This window comes from Oceanospirillum sanctuarii, assembly GCF_002150805.1.
Classification (GTDB): domain Bacteria; phylum Pseudomonadota; class Gammaproteobacteria; order Pseudomonadales; family Halomonadaceae; genus Oceanospirillum; species Oceanospirillum sanctuarii.
Window position 1 is genome coordinate 41,834 of the sequence record NZ_MTBA01000007.1, and the last position, 16,733, is coordinate 58,566.

A 16,733-nucleotide genomic window follows, 5' to 3' on the forward strand; every position below is an offset into this window, starting at 1 on the left:
CCGGCATGGCTGAGTGTTGAAAAGGAAAGTGGGATAGCCCCTGAGATACCAGCGCTTTGGTAAGGAGCCCGGGGTCAGAAGCTGTAATGCGCCTTCAGCCACAGGCTGCGCCCCGGCTCCATCACCTGAACCGGATCAGGGTTAAAGCTGTCATTGCGGCTTTCATGCAGGGTGTAGGCTTTGTCGAACAGGTTGTTGATACCGGCATCCAGCGTCAGGCTATCCAGCACCTGATAGCGGGCATCCAGATTCGCTACCCAGTAGGAAGGTGTTTCACGCACATCCTGACCGCCGCAGTCCGTGTCATCATAAAGGCAGACATCAGTCTGTTTGGCTGCGGATACCAGCTCCAGTCCTGCCTGCCAGTTGTTTTGCAGATAGCGTGCTTTAGCCCGCAGCTCCAGTGGTGAGATCTGTGACAGGGCTTCGCCGTTGTCATCGTTTTCACCCTGAATCCAGGCCAGTTGGGTACTAAACAGCCACTTCGCGTTGATGCGATGGCTGGCCTCCGCTTCAATGCCCATCAGGGTGGCATCCACATTGGTATAGCGATCTTTACCGGTCACATTAGAGCGCAGAATATAATCATCGACCTTATTCATCCAACCGCTGACCGAGCCTTTGGCGGCTCCCATATTGACCGAGAGAATACCTTCCAGCTGGTGATGCTTTTCCGGCTCCAGTTCAGGATTACCGATCCATTTTGAGGTAGCAATGTAGCGTTCAGTGGCATCAGCGGTGCGCACGCTGCGGGAGACGATGGTGTCCCACTGGAACAGAGCGTTGATGTTGTGACTCCACTGAGCAAAGCCGCCGATATTGGTTTCTGTCTGCTTCACCTTGCTGGTGCCGTAGAGATCTTCCGGTGTTTTGCCTGCTAAACCGCCTCCGGTAAAGGCTTCATCAGAGCGGCTGGCACTGGCTTCAACCTGATCGACCCGCAGACCACCTTTGAGTCGGTTGCTGCCGTTAATGGCTTTTTCTGCTTCAGCAAAGACTCCGATCTGGCGGATATTGGCATCCGGCCACTGAATCCCTGCGATCTTATCCATCATGGTTGGCAGTTGCTGGTTGGCGTTTCGGGTGTTGTCCTGCAGATCGAAACCCGCGAGCCAGTCGATACGGTTGGTCACGCCGGTCAGTACCAGACGACCACCCTGAGTGTCGGACGTTGAAGGGGCATCCATCTTCATGCTGGCGGTAAATTCACGCAGGCTGTAGTTGTCCATCATGTGTTCAACATCGCTGCGGTAGAGCTCGGCCTTCAGGGTCTTCAGACTACCTTCAGTAAAGGTATGATCCAGCTTCAGGCGAATGTTTTCTGCGCGGGCATAGGGGCTGTCCATACCGGCACCGGCGAAGAGCACATCGGTTTCCTCGGTTTTTTCAAAACTACCCTGCAGACGGGTGTTATTGCTGATGGCGTAACCGGCCATCAGGGTGCCGGACTGGCTCTGATACGCGGAACGGACTTCGTCGCCGTTACCATCGTCATAGTTATCGCCTTCTGCGGTATGACCGATCACGCGGATATAACCCTGATCACTCCCTGCGGCAACATCCGCTGCCAGTTCCCATTTCTCGCCATTGGTTTCGTAGCTGCTGCTGACGGAGCCTGTAACCGGTTTGTCAGAGAAGCTTGGCCATTTTCGCTCAAACAGCACCGTACCGCCGGAGCCGCCAGAGCCGTACTGAACCGTGCGGTTGCCTTTGATCACGGTGATCCAGTCATAACTGTCCACTGCGGTATAAGTGGTGGGCGGGTCCATACGGTTAGGGCAGCCGCCGTGCAGATAAGCACCATCAAGTAAAACATTCACCGCCGTTTGTTTCTGGCCGCGAATAATCGGATCGATTGCGCGCCCGCCCATACGGGTGCCGGAGATACCATTGATACTCTTCAGCAGTTCGCCGCCATCGGTCACTGGAGCTGGTTGCACACTTTCCAGAGACTGACTCAGGATCTCCTGCTGTTGACCTTTGGTGATCTCGATAACAAGACCGGATTCCGAGGCCTTAACAGGAGATGTTTGCGGAGTGGTTTCAGCGTAAGCCAGAGAGAAAGATGTACCGGTCAGAGCGGCAGTGATCGCCAGAGAAAGCAGGGAACGTGCGGGAGTCATGAAACAAATATCCTTACCAGATCTTATTATGAAGTCGCGCTAATTCCGCCGATACGAACACAGGTTAGATTTGCGGATTGTGCATCCGTATCGGGAGGAATCGGAATTAGCAACTGCTAATGGTTGGCGAGGATTTTAGAGATCGGAGTAAGAATGAAAATGTGGCCTGATGTCACATTAGGCAGAGTGTCGCAGCGACAATTTGCCGCAAAAAAAAGCAGGATCTGGTGCTCAACGCATCATAAAAGATGCTAACTGAACAGGATCCTGCCAAATGGTTTTTTGCGAGTAAAACGGGTAAATCTTTGAAGCGGGTATAGCGTTAGGGATCAGTACAGTGGCTGTTCAGGCCAAACTAACCAGATCGCCAACAGACCCGGAATCACACTGGCAACCACAGTTTCTGCCAGCGCTTTCCACCAGGGCTGTTTGTTGTCCTGAGCGGAAGGCCATTTCATCAGCAGCGGCAGAGCCAGCAGCAGAAGTGCCCAGATGCTCACGTCAGCGTAGTAGTGGGCGTAAGCCAGTACCATCAGCCAAACCGCCATCGCGCCCTGTGCAATGACCAGCTGAGTACGCTGTTCTGCTTTAACCACGCGGGTCAGCAACCAGACTGCACCCAGTGCGGCACAGATACCGCCAACCATTTGCGCCAGCGACAGTGAGCTTGAGATGCCAATCACCAGTGCAGACATGGTCATCATGCCAATCAGACTGACCGGGAAGCGGAAGCTGTTGTTCTGACGTTCAGAGCCCATCACAGCGATACCGGCCACCAGCAGGCCACCAATAGCATGGCTGATCATCTCAATCAGAGACATACGGCCGACAATCGGTTGAGCGACTACAGCAAAGCTCAGCACCAGAGCAACGCCAAAGCCTGCCATACGGATATTTCGTGGCGTGCGAATCGCCAGCGCCGGAATCAGAGGCATCAGCAGCAACCAGTCCATCGCCTGACGAGGTGGGAAGTTCCAGCGGGTATGAATACCCTGAGCGGCTGCTAACCAGGCCAGCCAGATCACCAGAGGTGCCAGCCAGTAAGCGATTTTACCTTTGCCGGATTGTTCCAGCTTAAAAACGCCAAAGCTGATCACCAGAGCTGCCAGCATGGGATAAACCACAATCGGCAGCAGCATCATCAGCGGAGAAACGGATTCACCATACATACTTGGGTGTCCTTAACAGAGGCGCAGGTTTTGCGCTTAAGATCGTATTCCTGAGACAGCTTCAGTGCCTCTAAACAGAGAAAGCGCCCGTGGGCGCTTTCTTAAGGCAAGGTAATCAGTGATTACCCATGTCCGAAATTACTTGCGGATGCCTTCGATGAACAGCTCAACTTTGATCTCATCACCGATACCGCCCAGCATCTGATCAACACCAAAGTCAGAACGCTTGATGGTTACAGTGCCGTTGAAACCGCTGCGGTAGTTACCCCAAGGATCCTGACCTTCACCGATTTTTACGATGTTCAGATCAACTTTCTTGGTTACGCCGTGCAGAGTCAGGTCGCCACTCAGAACGCCTTCAGTTGCAGAGCCTTTGTAAGCCGTAGAGGTGAAGGTGATTTCCGGGAACTGTTTAGTATCCAGGAAGTCCGGGCTCTTAATGTGCTTGTCACGAGCTTCGTGGTTAGAGTCCAGGCTGTCTGCATCGATAGTCACAGAGATCTTGGATGCAGTCGGGTTTTTCTCATCGTAGCTGTACTCGCCTTCCATTGTGTTGAAACGCGCTACAGTTTCACTGAAACCCAGGTGGTTAATTTTGAACAGGATAGCCGTGTGGGATGGATCTACTTTGTAGTCAGCAGCAAAAGCGGTGCTTGAGATCAGCGCAGCAGACAGCAGAGCAGGTTTAATCAGAGATTTAATCATGGTCGTCTATTCCGGTAGTAACCCTTAACGCTATTAAGCTAAACAGGTTAAGGCTGATAAGTAACAGGCAGCGATCGGAATGGGCCGGGCTGCGATTGATGATGCCATTGTAGGTAACAAGTATTGCTATGATAATGGCTCATAAAAGGTATTCACTGTTTCTTTTTGGTTAATAATGTTTCGGCAAAGTAAGTGTCCTACTCTCGTTTGCCTGTTTTTTGAGCCAGGTCGCGTCTTTACTTAAAAGACTCATGGTGATGATTAAAGACGCTACAGGCCGCATCATGCAGGCTCTCGAGGCTTTTGCTCTGTTTCGTTGGGGTAAAGTTTTTACCGGTCAGGAATAATATATGGATAAATATACAGCTATGCAGGTTTATTGCCGTGTGGTCGAGCTGGAAAGCTTTGCCGCCACCGGTCGTAGTCTGGGTATATCCACCGCGATGGTGAGTAAACATATTGCAGCCCTTGAGAAGGAGCTGGGTATCCGGCTGCTCAACCGTACCACCCGAAGGGTCAATCCCACCGATGAAGGCCTCTATTACTACAATCGTTGTCGTAGCCTGTTAAGCGAGATTGAGGAACTGGAATCTTCCGTGACGCAACAGGGGCATGATCCCCGTGGGTTGTTGCGTCTGACTGCGCCCATGGACTTTACCCTGTTGCACCTGATCGAACCGATTCAGGCGTTTCAGAAAGCTTATCCGCTGGTGCGTATCGAGCTGGAACTGGATGACCGTCAGCGCAATCTCACAGCGGATAACTTTGATGTTGCGATCCGCATCGCTAATCTGTCGGACTCCAGTCTGGTCGCGCGTAAGCTGACCCAATGTCAGGGCGGGGTTTACGCCTCACCGGAGTATCTGAAAGAGCACGGCACGCCGAAATCCCCACAGGATCTGCAGCAGCATCGTTGCCTGCTCTACACCTATCTCACTCAGGACAGAAACTATTGGGTATTCCATGACAAAGACGGCCAGCGTCAGAAGGTACGGATCAACTGGACGCTGGCGGCGAATAACGGCCGTGCTCTTTGCGAAGCTGCAGCGCAGGGGATGGGCGTGATTCAGCAGCCGGACTTTATCGCTTCACCTTTTGTCAAAGAGGGGCGATTAGTTCAGCTGTTTCCGGATTACCCCGGTCATGACTTTAATGTCTACGCGGTCTATCAGCACCGGCAGTTTCTGCCTGCGCGTATTGTGGCGTTTGTGGATTTTCTGCGGGATTACTTCACAGCCAATAAGCGTTGGTAAGTCAATTATATGTCCTGCCAGCTGTCCCGCTTGATATGGTCAGACTGATCCTGCCAGCGATCATCCGACGGCTGAAATAAATTTCCGCAAAGTTTTTTCCATATAAGTCTGATCACATTCAACATCTTCTTTCTCCTGAAATCGTGGCTTGGTTTTCAGGAGCAGGCGCGCTTGCTCTGTTTGTCCGGCTACTTTAATTTATGCGTTTACGCATGAATAGCCGATAAAAAAGCAGTAGGGTGCTGCAAATATGCATGATATGAATTGGGATGATCTCAGGATTTTGCTGGCAGTGGCCGATACCGGTAGCCAGTCTGCGGCAGCCTCACAACTGGGTGTGAATCAGACGACTATCTCCCGCCGTCTGCGTCAGCTGGAAGAGGATTATGGTGTCCCGCTTCTGGAGCGCCAGCGTACCGGATATACCTTTACTCCCGAGGCACAGCTGCTGATCGATCAGGCCAGAAAGATAGAACAGCATGTACTGGATATCGCCCGAAAGCGGGCTAACCGAAGCCGGGATACCTTGCAGGGACGGGTGGTTATTCATTCCACCGATATGGTGCTGCGTTATCTGATTGCCCCTATGCTGGAGCGCTTCTATCAGCAATATCCCGGTATCGAGCTGGTATTGTTAACCGGCGATGACCTGATCAGTCTGTCGCACATGGAAGCGGATATTGCGATTCGCTATGTCCGCTCGGAACAGCTGGATATTGTGCAGAAGCGGCTCTTCACCTTTCAGTATCACTACTTTGCCAGCTCGGATTATCTGGAACGTTATCCCCTTGACCCCTCGGTGCCTCTTAAGGGACATAAACTGCTGAAGTTTGAACATCCGGCTTACCGTACCAGCCCGGAACAGCTGCGCCACTTTGAAGATAATGAGGTTGCACTGCGCAGTAACTATATCGAGTTTATGATCGATGCCTGTCGACGGGGTCATGGTCTGATGAGTTTGCAGCGTCAGTTTGGTCTTCGTATAGAGGGCTTGCAGGAGGTTGGATTACCCGCCCACAGGGAAGTGCCGCTTTGGTTGGCTTGTCACAGGGATAACCGCAAGTTACCCGCTATTCGTGCTGTGCTGGATTTTATTAGTGAGTTTACGGAAGTCTGGCTTCAAGAGAGCGAGATAAAAAGTGCGTAACGCATCTGCGAAAAGCTGTTACCAAATCGTTCAATACACTTACCCATAAGCCTTTTATGCTTGTGCTATCTTTAAAGCAATCACTCAAAGATGGGTTTAAACCTGTTTGATATCACGCATAAGGAAGCAGCATGAGCAGATCCAATAGCAAGAAATCTAATAATAAAATTATCGGTATTGTTCTGATTATTGTCGGCGTTGCACTGGCATTCTGGGGATACGATGTTTACGACTCGGCAAGTTCACAAGTGACTCGTGCTCTGAGTGGCGATACGCCAATTGAAGCCTATGCGGCCATGGGCGGCGGACTGCTTTGTGTACTGTTAGGCATTATGAAGGTGAAATAAGCTGACCTTCTGATCCGGCCATTGAATCAAAACCACAGGCTGAGCATTGCCGTCAGTCTGTGGTGTTCACTCTTTCCGCTAGAGTCAGTGCATGCACAGGGATGACCCTGATGAATCTTCTGCTTCGACCTTTTTTGTTGTTCGTTTTTCTGTTCCCGCTTTTGCCAGACTTATCTCAGGCGGGACAGCCCACGGTACTTACCCGTTTTTCAGATAATGACACGATCTCCAAACCGGATGACCGACTGCCGATAGTACTGGTTTCCGCCCATCAGAAACACGACTACTTTGGCGTGCTGGCCGAACTTATCTATCAGGATGCGTTTCAGCGACTGGGGCGAAAACTGGAGATCCGATATGCCCCCCTTCGACGGGCAGAGGTACTGCACCGAAATGCTATGGTGGATGGCGATGTAGGGCGCACCGATGCTTTTCATCAACAGTTTCCAGAGATGATTCGGGTGTCCGAGGCCACGGTTTCGGTGCGTTATAACGCATACAGCCAACTACCCAATATCAAGGTAAATAGCTGGGATAGCCTGCGCTGGAGTTCACTACGAATCGAATATCAGCGTGGCGATCTGATGGCCTCGTATAGGCTGAAAGATATCGGTCCCTCAGCTCAGCTGACGCAGGTTGATAATCTGACTTTGGGCTTACGCAAGCTGTTTGCCGGTCGTACCGATCTCTTTATCGGTATGGAACGAGGCATCAATCACGTGATGGCCAAGAGTGAGTTCCGCGGGAAGAAGTTGTACCGGGCTGGATTTATGGAAGCTTTTGAAGGTCATGTCTACCTTCAGCCCAAGCATCGGGAGTTAGCTGCAGAGTTATCTGATGTTCTTAAGGCAATGGCTCAGGAAGGTGTGATTGAGCGCTACCAACAGGAAGCGTTGCACATATTAGATTAACCGGACAGTTCTCAGGCCTGTGCTATGTTTAATCAGATTAGCGATAGGACAGGCCGTCAATCTCATGCGGCCTTTTAGGTGCCAATCGGAAGGGGGAGACTGCATGAAATCTTTCCGGCATTCGGTATTTCTGACTCTGTTAGCTGCTTTAGTTCTTGCTTTTCTGTTTCAGTCCGGTGGTAAGGTCGCTGCAGAACAACCGGTGGTGATGGGGATTATTCAGAGCAAATCTGATTATTACGGCCGCCTGGTAAGCCTGATCTATGATGAAGCCTTTCGGCGCATTGGTCGTAAACTGGAAATAAATTATTACCCGGCCAAGCGCAGCAGTCTTTTGGTTAAAGAGGGAGAGATTGATGGCGATCTGGCCCGAACCAAGAGCTTTCTTCAGGAACATCCTCATCTTATACCTGTGACAGAATCCCCGCTGACAATCCGTATTATGGCCTTTACCAACAGCCCAACTCTGAAAATTTCCGGCTGGCAGGATCTGAAACAGACGGGGTATCGGGTGGACTACCTGAGAGGTAGTGCGCTGATTGAGCAGAAGCTGGAAAAGGGGGAGTTATTGGCTCCCATCTCTCTGGTGAACGATTGGACGCTTGGCTTACGAAAACTCTTTGCTGATCGCTCGGATATTTTTGTCGAGTTCGAAGGCGGCGTCCGTTTTGCCATGACCCGTTCCGAGTTTCAGGGCAAGAAGCTTTTTGTAGCAGGGCAGCTGGATGAGTTTACCGTGCATGCTTTTCTGCAGCCGGAGCATAAAGAGCTGGCGGCTAAATTATCCCTCGTGCTGAAGAAAATGAAGCAGGAGGGGCTGATTGCTCAGTTTGAACAGCAGGCCTTCAGTTCCGGTTACGCCCATCGTAATCCCTGAGCATTCTGGCCGTCACTTCAGAGCAGACCTCCTTTTTTAGCTGCTGCAGCGCCTGTTGGCATTTTTCCCGTAACAGATCCCGTAACATCAGCACCGCAGGTGTGACCTGCTTTCGGCTGGGGCAGACCAGGCATAAAGGTACTGATTCTGATCTGTAACCCGGCAGTACCTGAACCAGCCTTCCTGCCAGAAGATCCGGTTGCAGATCCAGATTGGATTTAAAGCCGATTCCCTTCCCATTCAGCGCCCAACGGCGTACCACTTCGGCATCGTTGCTCACCCGATTGCTCTGTACCTGAACTCGGTACTGACTGTTTTCATCCGCCAGCTGCCAGAGATCAAATACCCGATTACCCAGTCGGTAGAGCAGGCAGTTATGGGCTTTAAGGTCTTCCGGTGTTTGTGGTGTGCCGTGTTGGGTCAGATACTCAGGGGACGCAAACAGAATCCGCTCAACCTCTATAATAGGAAACGCGATAGCGCTGGAGTCTTCCAGCTCGCCATAGCGCAGCGCGACATCGATCCGGTCGAGATAAAAGTCCGACAGGTTATCGCCAATATTCAGCTGCAGAGACAGATTCGGATAGTGCTCCATCGCCTCATCCAGCCAGGGCAGAATCAGGTTCCGTCCCAGATCGGAGGGTACGGACAACCTCAGCTCACCTGCGATCTCACCCCGCATCTCTGTTAGGGATGCTTTACCCGCTTCCAGATTATCCAGTGCCTGTCGGCAGTAAACCAGAAAGCGCTCGCCCTCTGCCGTCAGGCGCAGCTGGCGGGTGGAGCGAACAAAAAGAGTCGTCTCCAGCTGTTTTTCCAGTCGCTTAAGGGCGGCACTGGCAGCAGCAGGTGTCATCTCCAGCTGATTGGCGGAAGCGGTAATACTTAGAGTGTCTGCGGTGCGGGCAAACAGCAGAAGATCCTGAGTGTTCATTATCAAATTTATTTTGAAAGTGATTAAAGGTTTGTCCTGTTTTTAGTTTATTTAAGCCCGCGCACAATGTCCCGAGTTTTGTTAACCCCTACAAGATTTGTACATAGAACGGAGGACAACCCCATGAAAGCGATCGGTTATCAGCAGACCCACGATATCAGCCATCCTGAATCCCTGTTAAATATTGAGCTGCCTGTACCGGAAGCCACAGGCCATGATCTGCTGGTGCAGGTGGCTGCTATCTCGGTGAATCCGGTGGATACCAAAATCCGCACCCGGGTTGCACCTGAAAGCGGTTATAAGGTTCTGGGTTGGGATGCTGTCGGTGAAGTGGTTGCCGTTGGCGATGAGGTTACCGCCTATAAAGCAGGTGATATTGTCTGGTATGCCGGAGACCTGACCCGCCCCGGCAGTAATGCCGAGTTTCAGCTGGTGGATGAGCGTATCGCCGGACGTAAACCGGCCAAACTGACGAACGCCCAGGCGGCAGCCGTGCCTTTAACAGCAATTACCGCGTGGGAGCTGCTGTTTGATCGTCTGGGTTTTGCAAAAGACTATGCCGCTAGCAGTAAGACGGCCTCCGCCAAGCCCGACTCAGCCCGGCAGCAGATTCTGATTATTGGTGCCGCCGGTGGTGTTGGTTCGATTCTGGTTCAGCTGGCGGCAAAGCTGACCGGTGCGCTGGTGATAGGTACGGCATCACGCCGCGAAAGCCAGCAATGGGTGAGTGCACTGGGGGCTGATTATGTGATTGATCACAGCAAACCGCTTAGTGAAGAGTTGGCGCGTATTGGTGTGTCGGAGGTGAGCCATGTGATCAGTCTGAATGCTACCGAACAGCATTTCGCTGAGATCGCCAAGGTAGTCGCCCCGCAGGGTAAATTTGCTCTGATTGATGATCCGGCTGAACCTTTGGATATCGGTCTGCTGAAAACCAAATCGGTCTCTCTGCACTGGGAGTTTATGTACACCCGCTCCATGTATCAGACCGCAGATATGCACAAGCAGCGGGAGCTGCTGAATGAGGTTGCTGAACTGATCGATAACGGCGTGCTGAACACCACGCTGGGCGAGCACTATGGCGCAATCAATGCGGATAATCTGAAGCGTGCTCATGCGGATCTGGAAGCAGGGCGAACCATCGGCAAGATCGTACTGGAAGGTTTCTGACCGATCGCTGATACGGTGCAAACAAAAAGCCCCTTGTCACGTTCGGTGACAAGGGGCTTTGTTGTTGGGGCTAAACAGGTTTATCGAGCGGCTTATTCCTCGATCTACTCTTCTCCCTACTCTTCACCCAAAAAGCCACCAGTCTGGTGCGCCCAAAGCTGAGCGTAGATACCATCCTGCCGGATCAGCTCAGCATGGCTGCCCTGTTCCACAATCTCGCCTTTATCCAGTACCACCAGACGATCAAGGGCGGCGATGGTGGAGAGGCGGTGGGCGATAGCGATCACGGTTTTGCCTTCCATCAGGGTGTAGAGGCTGGCCTGAATGGCGGCTTCCACTTCGGAATCCAGTGCGGAGGTGGCTTCATCCAGCAGCAGAATCGGCGCATCTTTCAGCAGCACCCGGGCGATGGCGATACGCTGGCGCTGACCACCGGAGAGCTTTACGCCCCGTTCACCCACATGGGCATCGTAACCTTTGCGGCCGTTCGGGTCGGTAAGTCCCAGAATAAACTCATGGGCTTCGGCCTTCTTGGCCGCAGCGATCATCTCTTCTTCGGTGGCATCCGGGCGGCCGTAGAGAATGTTATCCCGCACGGAGCGGTGCAGCAGAGAGGTATCCTGCGTCACCATACCGATCTGGGCGCGCAGGCTATCCTGAGTCACTTCACGCACATCCTGACCATCCACTTTGATCTGGCCTGACTCCACATCGAAGAAGCGCATCAGCAGGTTTACCAATGTCGATTTACCGGCACCGGAACGGCCGACTAGACCGACTTTTTCACCGGGCTGAATATTCAGATTCAGCTGCGGGATCACAGGTTTGTCTTCGCCGTAGTGGAAGATCACATCCTGATAATCGATGCCGCCTTTATCCACGGTTAGCTGTTTGGCTTCCGGTTCGTCCTGCACCTGCAGTGGCTTGGACAGGGTGTTCATGCCATCGACAGCGGTACCGATATTCTCGAACAGCGCGCTGATCTCCCACATTACCCAGTGGGACATGCCGTTAAGACGCAGCGCCAGCGCAATAGAGATAGCAATCGCGCCCACGCCCACCAGCTCTTCCATCCACAGCCAGATCGACAGTGCGGCAATGGAGAAGGCCAGCAGGTGGTTGATGCCCTGCACGCAGAAGTTCAGCCAGGTCACCAGACGCATCTGTACGTACACGGTGTCCATAAACTGATCCATCCCTTCGCGGGCAAAATCCGCTTCACGATTGGTATGGGAGAAAAGTTTTACCGTGGCGATATTGGTGTAGGAGTCGACAATACGACCGCTCATGATGGAGCGCGCATCCGCCTGCTCGGTGGAGATCGCCTTCAGTTTAGGCACGAAATAAACCTGAATGGCGATATAGAGAACCAGCCAGACCAGTACCGGCATCATCAGACGCCAGTCCGCCTGTGCCACCAGTACCAGCATGGCGATAAAGGAGACCGCGATATAAACCAGCACGTTCAGCAGCTTCATGACCGATTCGCGTACGGCAAGTGCGGTCTGCATCACCTTGGTGGCGATACGGCCGGCAAAATCGTTGGAGTAGAAAGAAACACTCTGCTTCAGCAGATAGCGGTGTGCCTGCCAGCGGATCGCCATCGGGAAGTTACCCAAAAGACTCTGATGCACAACCAGAGAGTGCAGCAACCCGGTTAGCGGCAGCGCAACCAAAGGCACCAGCGCCATCCAGAACAGCGTTGAGGCTTCCTTCTCCAGAAAGGTTTTCGGATCCTGTGCCGACAGCCAGTCCACCAGCTGACCCATAAAGCCAAACAGGGTCACTTCAAGCACCGCAACACCTGCAGTCAGTACCGCCATCAGAATCAGCGGCAGACCCATGCCTTTGGTGTAATGCAGTACAAACTGCAGCAGTTTTGCCGGTGGTTGTTGGGGCTCTTCCTTGGGAAAAGCGGCAATCAGGCGTTCGAAAAATGCAAACATAGCCGTACTCGTATTGAACTGTCTGTTGGATTCTTTTTGAGTCGTCGCCGACACAGGAGGGAGGCGAGAATGATAGAGCAATCACACAGACATACCAGCCTAAAAAGGTGAATCCTTTTGCCTGAAAGTCAGAAAAATTAATCGGTACGGCTTCTGAAAGCGCATGGCAAAAATGCGGTACAGCTAAACTGGGTGGTTGAGAGAAAAAGCGAAAAAAGATTCGATTAAGACTTTTGTCTCAGGCTCACTTCTGTATAATGCGCGGCCGTTATAGCCGAAGGCAGAACTGAACAGCCATGGGCGCTGCAGGGTAAATGATGACTTATCAACAGCCCCGCAAGCGATACCTGTTATGCACAACCTGATCAGGTTAGCCGAGTTCTTTCTGTCCGGTACAAGTTCACTTGGGTTCCCTCACCCCAACTAATAAAAAGGTGTCACTGATGAGTGCATTCACATCTGCTCAACAGCGCAAAGCGCTGACCTGGCTGGTGGGTTTCCACCTGCTGATCATTACCTCAAGTAACTATCTGGTGCAGCTGCCGTTCACCCTGTTTGGTTTTCACACCACCTGGGGTGCGTTCAGTTTTCCCTTTATCTTTCTGGCAACTGACTTAACCGTCCGCATCTTTGGTGCTCAGATGGCACGTAAGATCATCTTCAAAGTGATGCTGCCTGCGCTGCTGGTCTCTTATGGTTTGTCGGTACTCTTCTTTGAAGGCGCGTTTCAGGGCTTTGCTCAGCTGACCGAGTTCAACCTGTTTGTTGCCCGAATCGCCATCGCAAGCTTTATGGCTTATGTGCTGGGACAGATTCTGGACGTTCACGTTTTCAATCGCCTGCGTCAGGCGGGCCCTTGGTGGGTGGCACCAACCCTGTCCACCATTCTGGGTAACGCATTGGATACACTGGCCTTCTTCGCCATCGCCTTCTACAACAGCCCGGACGCCTTTATGGCTGAGCACTGGACTGAGATCGCCATGGTGGATTACGTGTTCAAGATCCTGATCTCCCTATTCCTGTTTGTGCCTATGTACGGCGTACTGCTGAATTACCTCAGCGGTAAACTGACTCAGGTACGTGACGAGCTGAAAACACAGCAGGCGCTTTAAGTACCCGTTACTTACAGCGAAAGAACTGAGGGGTTCTAAAAGCGGCTTAACGCAAGTTAAGCCGCTTTTTTTTGTGGTTTGGGAATGGTGGAGGATCGGTTTTTGGATCTGCTAATTACCTTCACCTCTCCACTGGCTAGGTTAAAATGCCTGAACACCTCAAGGCACTGTCACTAAGGACATAACTATGCCCGATATTCTGTTAGTACTTTTCATCGTTTCGCTGTTGCCGATTGTTCTGGCCGGAGTGGCTATTCACTTTCGTGTGGCTGAATTAGGTAAGTTTGATAACCACAACCCAAGGATGCAGCAGGCGGCGGTCACCGGAGCTGGTGCGCGGGTCGTGGCAGCCCAGAAAAATGCCTGGGAAGCACTTCTGGTATTTGCCGTTGTGACCCTGATCGCGGTGGCTTCTCCGTTGGATCTGAACTCCCTTACGGTGCCTGCTTACCTGTTCCTGGCTGCCCGAATCCTGCACTCCATTTTTTATATCGCTAACTTTGCTATGCCACGTAGTTTGGCTTTTGCCGCAGGCTGGTTTTCCTGTGTTTATGTTTTCTGGCTGGCCTATTCAGCGTTTTGAGGCCTCTGATATGGCCTATAGAATTAAAATTCGAAAATAGCTAAAACCTATCAGCCCCATCGAAACTATCGAGTGTCGCAAATAAGAAGCTTTATCAATAATACACTTGTATTCAATGATAGCTCCGGTTCACCGGGCAAGGCGGGCGACATGAAAAAGGCACTGAATTTTGCGGCGATTCACTTCACGATTGCGTTCACCGTGGCGTTTGTGCTGACCGGTGACATCATCATCGGTAGTTTAATTGCTTTGCTGGAACCGGCTGTTAACACGGTTGCTTTCTACTTCCACGAAAAGGTCTGGAGCCGTTTTCAGATGTTAAAGCTGGCAGCATCAGCCCGTATCAAAACCGGTAGTTTTGCCGTGGTTCACTTTGGCGTAGCTTTCACTGTGGGTTACCTGTTGTCCGGTGACTTTTTGGTGGGTGGTTTGGTTGCTGCTGTGGAGCCTTGTTTTAATACCGTGGCCTACTACTTCTTTGAGCGTAACTGGCAGCGTAAATGTCACCAGAGCCAACTTCAGAGCCCGGAACTGGCTTTCTGATTGCTCGGTTTTCACTCTTTCTTTCCATCTCCCTCGGTTTGTTTTGGCGCACCCTAAGCGAGCATTTCTGGTCTCGCTTAGGGTGTCTACTGGTAGGTAGAATTTGCCGAATAAACCGCTTTTCAATGTGTTACCGATAGACGGCTTTACTGAAGGCTTCCGCTTCTTCTGTGACAGATTTTGGTGCGGCATTGCGCTCTTCCGGCAGGTCGCTCAGGTATTGCACAAACTCGATTTCGTAACCATCCGGGTCGAGAAAGTAGACATTGCGTCGGTGAGGTTCATCAGCGCCATCTTTACTGATCTCGAAACCAGCCTCTGCTAGCCGTGCGATGACGGCATCGATATTTGAGGTCACAAAGGCTATATGAGCCAGCCCCAGTTCGTGTCCGGTCAGATTCCTGTTCTGACCGGTGCCGGAGTCATTCAGTGCCAGATACTGATAATCATCGCCGTAGTGCAGCCAGTTTCTGATCTTGCCATACCAGTTACTTTCGCCTTTAGCGCGAACTTTCCATTGGGGAAATGCCGCCCGATAAAACTTCAGTGATGCCACTAAATCGGTAACGACCAAATTAACGTGTTCTAAGTGAATCATCTTCTGCTTCCTTCTTTTGATCTGTCTTGTTTTGTAGAATGAGTGCAGCTTAAAACCTCAAGTTAGGTTGAGGTAAAGACCCTGTTTCAACTTTTTTCCTTTTAGTTTTCGGTTTGTGCTTGAGGTTGAAGTTGGAGTGGTAGCTGCAGCTGCAGGGGGCGTTACAGAGGAAAAAGCAACAGGAGGAATCAATATGACGACTCGGGATAACTGGTCGGTAGGGCGGGTGGCAGAGCGCTCCGGGGTTAAGGTCAGCACGCTGCATTTTTATGAGCAGCGGGGGCTGATCAGCAGCCATCGCAACCCCGGCAATCAGCGAAGATACACACCGGATGTGCTGCGTCGTATCTCTGTTATCAAGGCGGCGCAGAAGCTGGGTATCACCTTAAGTGAGATCGAGCAGGCGTTTTCGACTCTGCCGGATAACCGAACACCCACCCAGAAGGATTGGGAGCGACTCTCCGCCGGTTGGCAGGAGAAACTCGACCAGCGCATTCGCTATCTGGAACGGCTGCGGGATCACATGACAGGCTGTATCGGTTGCGGTTGCCTCTCGATGAAAAGCTGTCCGTTGTACAATGCCGGGGATGAGTTAGCCTCAGAAGGGGCGGGGCCTGTGATTCTGGATCGCAACGGTGTTCCCGATTGAGATTCAGGTGTTAGCACGTCGACATTAATAAGGTAAAGGGTGAAAAAATGCAGGCCATTGAACAGGTTTTAAGTTTTATTGTTGAGATCGAAAAACTGAAAGACGTTTACCGCAAAACAAAGCCTGTGGGTCTGGATCGGTTTGAGAATTCCGCCGAGCACAGCTGGCATGTTTGTCTGTCAGCACTGATGCTGAAAGAGTTTGCCAACGAACCTGTGAACATCGACCGGGTGATCAAGATGCTGCTGATCCATGACCTGGGTGAGATCGATGCGGGAGATACCATTATCTACGCCAGTGAAACGCCGGAGCTGAAAGATGAAGAAGCCGAAGGCGTTGCCCGTCTGTTAGCGCTTTTGCCTGAAGGGCAGGGGGACGAATATATGCAGCTCTGGTATGAGTTTGAAGCCGGTGAAACACCCGATGCCCGCTACGCCAAGGCGATAGATCGGGTGCCCCCTTTGCTGCATAACCTGCACGGTAAAGGTGAGAATCATGGCCACAGCTGGCGCACGCACAATATCAGCCGTGAGCAGGTTCTGGGGCTGAATTCCCGAATAGACAAGGGCAGTAGCGAACTCTGGCAAACCCTGAAAGGTCAGCTGGAAGAGGCCTTTGATTCCGGTATTCTCAATCGTGATGCCAAATAAACAGCGGTCTGAAACA

The 16,733-nt window shown here is 51.8% G+C and carries 17 protein-coding genes; 11 read left to right on the top strand and 6 right to left on the bottom strand.

Translation table 11 applies throughout. The annotated features are described in order from the left end of the window. Positions 1-74 precede the first annotated feature (74 nt). The 3 genes from BV405_RS13270 to BV405_RS13280 form a co-directional block, all read right to left on the bottom strand. Positions 75-2,123, bottom strand: coding sequence for a TonB-dependent copper receptor (locus BV405_RS13270; protein WP_086481380.1), 2,049 nt, complete (start codon positions 2,121-2,123; stop codon positions 75-77). A 329-nt stretch (positions 2,124-2,452) separates the two neighbouring features. Beyond that, positions 2,453-3,292: a hypothetical protein gene (locus BV405_RS13275; protein ID WP_086481381.1), complete on the bottom strand. Its 840-nt coding sequence runs from the start codon at positions 3,290-3,292 to the stop codon at positions 2,453-2,455. Between the two features lie 138 nt (positions 3,293-3,430). Next, a complete protein-coding gene (locus BV405_RS13280) occupies positions 3,431-3,997 on the bottom strand; it encodes a YceI family protein (protein ID WP_086481382.1) in 567 nt (188 codons plus the stop codon). Positions 3,998-4,347: 350 nt separating this feature from the next. Here BV405_RS13280 and BV405_RS13285 point away from each other — a divergent pair, with 350 nt between their 5' ends. From BV405_RS13285 to BV405_RS13305, 5 genes are all read left to right on the top strand, one after another. Further along, positions 4,348-5,250, top strand: a complete 903-nt coding sequence (locus BV405_RS13285; protein WP_086481383.1) for a LysR family transcriptional regulator — start codon at positions 4,348-4,350, stop codon at positions 5,248-5,250. Between the two features lie 250 nt (positions 5,251-5,500). Further along, positions 5,501-6,397, top strand: coding sequence for a LysR family transcriptional regulator (locus BV405_RS13290; protein ID WP_086481384.1), 897 nt, complete (start codon positions 5,501-5,503; stop codon positions 6,395-6,397). 131 nt (positions 6,398-6,528) lie between these two features. Then, positions 6,529-6,744 (top strand): DUF3185 family protein, encoded by a 216-nt coding sequence (locus BV405_RS13295; RefSeq protein WP_086481385.1) that lies wholly within the window; start codon positions 6,529-6,531, stop codon positions 6,742-6,744. Positions 6,745-6,854: 110 nt separating this feature from the next. After that, positions 6,855-7,655 (top strand): type 2 periplasmic-binding domain-containing protein, encoded by an 801-nt coding sequence (locus BV405_RS13300; RefSeq protein ID WP_140054611.1) that lies wholly within the window; start codon positions 6,855-6,857, stop codon positions 7,653-7,655. A 103-nt stretch (positions 7,656-7,758) separates the two neighbouring features. After that, the gene (locus tag BV405_RS13305; RefSeq protein ID WP_086481387.1) at positions 7,759-8,532 is read left to right on the top strand and encodes a type 2 periplasmic-binding domain-containing protein; all 774 of its coding nucleotides are present in this window, start codon (positions 7,759-7,761) and stop codon (positions 8,530-8,532) included. Here BV405_RS13305 and BV405_RS13310 read toward each other — a convergent pair. Next, positions 8,501-9,466 (bottom strand): LysR family transcriptional regulator, encoded by a 966-nt coding sequence (locus tag BV405_RS13310; protein ID WP_086481388.1) that lies wholly within the window; start codon positions 9,464-9,466, stop codon positions 8,501-8,503. The two genes, BV405_RS13305 and BV405_RS13310, sit on opposite strands and share 32 nt — an antisense overlap. A gap of 123 nt (positions 9,467-9,589) precedes the next feature. Between BV405_RS13310 and BV405_RS13315 the strand changes: the two genes are divergently transcribed. After that, positions 9,590-10,636 (top strand): zinc-binding alcohol dehydrogenase family protein, encoded by a 1,047-nt coding sequence (locus BV405_RS13315; RefSeq protein WP_086481389.1) that lies wholly within the window; start codon positions 9,590-9,592, stop codon positions 10,634-10,636. 116 nt (positions 10,637-10,752) lie between these two features. Here the strand turns inward: BV405_RS13315 and BV405_RS13320 are convergent, their stop codons facing one another. Continuing rightward, positions 10,753-12,582 carry an ABC transporter ATP-binding protein gene (locus BV405_RS13320; protein WP_086481390.1) on the bottom strand — a complete coding sequence of 610 codons (1,830 nt, stop codon included), beginning with the start codon at positions 12,580-12,582 and terminating at the stop codon, positions 10,753-10,755. A 443-nt stretch (positions 12,583-13,025) separates the two neighbouring features. Between BV405_RS13320 and BV405_RS13325 the strand changes: the two genes are divergently transcribed. From BV405_RS13325 to BV405_RS18100, 3 genes are all read left to right on the top strand, one after another. Continuing rightward, on the top strand, positions 13,026-13,694 hold the full coding sequence (locus BV405_RS13325; protein ID WP_086481391.1) for a 7-cyano-7-deazaguanine/7-aminomethyl-7-deazaguanine transporter: 669 nt from the start codon (positions 13,026-13,028) through the stop codon (positions 13,692-13,694). 187 nt (positions 13,695-13,881) lie between these two features. After that, on the top strand, positions 13,882-14,277 hold the full coding sequence (locus BV405_RS13330; protein WP_086481392.1) for an MAPEG family protein: 396 nt from the start codon (positions 13,882-13,884) through the stop codon (positions 14,275-14,277). 150 nt (positions 14,278-14,427) lie between these two features. Further along, a complete protein-coding gene (locus BV405_RS18100) occupies positions 14,428-14,820 on the top strand; it encodes a DUF2061 domain-containing protein (protein WP_086481393.1) in 393 nt (130 codons plus the stop codon). Positions 14,821-14,950: 130 nt separating this feature from the next. Here the strand turns inward: BV405_RS18100 and BV405_RS13340 are convergent, their stop codons facing one another. Beyond that, a complete protein-coding gene (locus tag BV405_RS13340; protein ID WP_086481394.1) occupies positions 14,951-15,418 on the bottom strand; it encodes a VOC family protein in 468 nt (155 codons plus the stop codon). Between the two features lie 193 nt (positions 15,419-15,611). Between BV405_RS13340 and soxR the strand changes: the two genes are divergently transcribed. Together soxR and BV405_RS13350 are read left to right on the top strand one after the other, a co-directional pair. Next, positions 15,612-16,067 carry a redox-sensitive transcriptional activator SoxR gene (gene soxR, locus BV405_RS13345; protein ID WP_086481395.1) on the top strand — a complete coding sequence of 152 codons (456 nt, stop codon included), beginning with the start codon at positions 15,612-15,614 and terminating at the stop codon, positions 16,065-16,067. Positions 16,068-16,114: 47 nt separating this feature from the next. Next, positions 16,115-16,717 (top strand): HD domain-containing protein, encoded by a 603-nt coding sequence (locus tag BV405_RS13350; RefSeq protein ID WP_086481396.1) that lies wholly within the window; start codon positions 16,115-16,117, stop codon positions 16,715-16,717. The last annotated feature ends 16 nt before the right edge of the window (positions 16,718-16,733 follow it).

Bases quoted from the DNA above. Each gene is read 5' to 3' on its own strand.
- BV405_RS13270 (WP_086481380.1), bottom strand. From the start codon at position 2,123: ATGACTCCCGCACGTTCCCTGCTTTCTCTGGCGATCACTGCCGCTCTG.
- BV405_RS13275 (WP_086481381.1), bottom strand. From the start codon at position 3,292: ATGTATGGTGAATCCGTTTCTCCGCTGATGATGCTGCTGCCGATTGTG.
- BV405_RS13280 (WP_086481382.1), bottom strand. From the start codon at position 3,997: ATGATTAAATCTCTGATTAAACCTGCTCTGCTGTCTGCTGCGCTGATC.
- BV405_RS13285 (WP_086481383.1), top strand. From the start codon at position 4,348: ATGGATAAATATACAGCTATGCAGGTTTATTGCCGTGTGGTCGAGCTG.
- BV405_RS13290 (WP_086481384.1), top strand. From the start codon at position 5,501: ATGCATGATATGAATTGGGATGATCTCAGGATTTTGCTGGCAGTGGCC.
- BV405_RS13295 (WP_086481385.1), top strand. From the start codon at position 6,529: ATGAGCAGATCCAATAGCAAGAAATCTAATAATAAAATTATCGGTATT.
- BV405_RS13300 (WP_140054611.1), top strand. From the start codon at position 6,855: ATGAATCTTCTGCTTCGACCTTTTTTGTTGTTCGTTTTTCTGTTCCCG.
- BV405_RS13305 (WP_086481387.1), top strand. From the start codon at position 7,759: ATGAAATCTTTCCGGCATTCGGTATTTCTGACTCTGTTAGCTGCTTTA.
- BV405_RS13310 (WP_086481388.1), bottom strand. From the start codon at position 9,466: ATGAACACTCAGGATCTTCTGCTGTTTGCCCGCACCGCAGACACTCTA.
- BV405_RS13315 (WP_086481389.1), top strand. From the start codon at position 9,590: ATGAAAGCGATCGGTTATCAGCAGACCCACGATATCAGCCATCCTGAA.
- BV405_RS13320 (WP_086481390.1), bottom strand. From the start codon at position 12,582: ATGTTTGCATTTTTCGAACGCCTGATTGCCGCTTTTCCCAAGGAAGAG.
- BV405_RS13325 (WP_086481391.1), top strand. From the start codon at position 13,026: ATGAGTGCATTCACATCTGCTCAACAGCGCAAAGCGCTGACCTGGCTG.
- BV405_RS13330 (WP_086481392.1), top strand. From the start codon at position 13,882: ATGCCCGATATTCTGTTAGTACTTTTCATCGTTTCGCTGTTGCCGATT.
- BV405_RS18100 (WP_086481393.1), top strand. From the start codon at position 14,428: ATGAAAAAGGCACTGAATTTTGCGGCGATTCACTTCACGATTGCGTTC.
- BV405_RS13340 (WP_086481394.1), bottom strand. From the start codon at position 15,418: ATGATTCACTTAGAACACGTTAATTTGGTCGTTACCGATTTAGTGGCA.
- soxR (WP_086481395.1), top strand. From the start codon at position 15,612: ATGACGACTCGGGATAACTGGTCGGTAGGGCGGGTGGCAGAGCGCTCC.
- BV405_RS13350 (WP_086481396.1), top strand. From the start codon at position 16,115: ATGCAGGCCATTGAACAGGTTTTAAGTTTTATTGTTGAGATCGAAAAA.